Here is a 1481-nt window from a genome sequence, read left to right as displayed (position 1 = left end):
CAATTGGAGCTGCCGCAGTAAAAGCGGCAAGCATTACTATGGATTTCGCAGTCTGCAGGCTCTGCTGAAAAGCTATGTGGCTGGCATGCTGGGCGAAAAATACGGCTGTGCCGGCATCAAAAATGTCCGGGCAAACTATCACTTTACCCAGAATCCCAAGACATTGGTCTGTCACGTCACCCTGTGCTGCACCTACCTGGTCCCGCCACACGTTACGGAGGAATTCGAATGAGCAGAAAGAAAAAAGCAGCGTCAGCCCAGTCCACCCAGCAGCTGATGGGCATTGACAGTCTCAAGGACTATTGTATCTCCACCCACATGGGGGATCTGGTGTTCTTCATCATCAAGCCCATCAACATCAGCGTCCTGCCGGACACCAGCATCACCGCAAGGATCTATGCTCTGCTCCATGTGATGAAGGGGCTGGCCGAGGTGGAAATGCTGGCCCTCAACTCCAAGGAGTCCTTTGAGTACAACAAAAGCTTCTACCGGGAACGCATGGAGCAGGAGGAGCTTCCCGCCATTGGCAAGCTTCTGGCCCAGGACAGCCAGAACCTGGACCGCATCCAGGTGTTGATGGCCTCCAGCCGGGAGTTTTATATTGTTGTCCGGCTGCGGGGAGAACAGGGTACCGATGTATTCCCCTACCTCTCCCGCATCGAGCAGAGCATCAACGACAACGGCTTCACCACCCGCCGGGCCACCCAGCAGGATCTCAAGCGGATGCTTGGTGTCTACTTTGAGCAAAACGTGACCACAGAAGACTTCGAGGACTTCGACGGGGACCGCTGGGTCACGACCGAAAAATAAGGAGGTATCTACCTTGGCAAGAAAATCGAAAAAGTCCGCTGCCCAGATGGGCGAGGAGTCCAACACCAAATCCTTTCTGGACATGATCGCCCCCTCTTTGGTCAGTTTCCTGCCTGACCACTTCATCTGCGGCAACACCTACCGCTGTGTCTGGGCGCTCCGGGAATATCCCACCAGTACCGACGAACAGGCCATTCTCCGTCATCTGTGCAAGAAGGACGGCATCACCCTGCACATCTATACCAGGCAGGTCACTGCCGCCGAAGAAAAACGCATCATCCAGAATGCCACCAACAAGAACCGCCTGAGCAGCTCCAACACCAGCAATCTACAGGAGACCATCACTGCGGAGAGCAACCTGCAGGATGTGGCCACCCTGGTGGCTTCCATGCACCGCAACCGTGAACCTCTCCTCCACTGTGCCGTGTACCTGGAGTTGGTGGCCCCAGATTACAATGCACTCAAACTACTCCAGACCGATGTGCTCATCGAGCTGGTTCGAAGCAAGCTGAACGTGGACAAGCTCCTGCTCCGTCAGCAGCAGGGCTTCCGCTGTGTGGGACCCAGTGGTTACAACGTCTTCGGAGTCCAGTTTGAACGGGTGCTGCCAGCCAGTTCCGTGGCCAACCTGTACCCTTTCAACTACTCCGGCAAGCTGGACCCCAAGGGCT

Annotated in this window: 2 protein-coding genes and 1 pseudogene; all 3 read left to right on the top strand. The window is 55.8% G+C overall.

Translation table 11 applies throughout. The annotated features are described in order from the left end of the window. On the top strand, positions 1-232 hold a 232-nt coding region (locus H9X86_RS13155), incomplete at its 5' end, for a hypothetical protein (RefSeq protein WP_204901729.1). Further along, the gene (locus tag H9X86_RS13150; protein ID WP_204901728.1) at positions 229-810 is read left to right on the top strand and encodes a hypothetical protein; all 582 of its coding nucleotides are present in this window, start codon (positions 229-231) and stop codon (positions 808-810) included. The genes H9X86_RS13155 and H9X86_RS13150, both read left to right, overlap by 4 nt. Before the next feature lie 46 nt (positions 811-856). Beyond that, positions 857-1481: pseudogene (locus H9X86_RS13145) on the top strand (type VI secretion protein); the annotation flags it as partial.

Source organism: Pseudoflavonifractor capillosus, assembly GCF_016902575.1.
GTDB lineage: Bacteria > Bacillota > Clostridia > Oscillospirales > Oscillospiraceae > Enterenecus > Enterenecus capillosus_A.
This window is presented reverse-complemented; position numbering and strand designations above follow the sequence as displayed.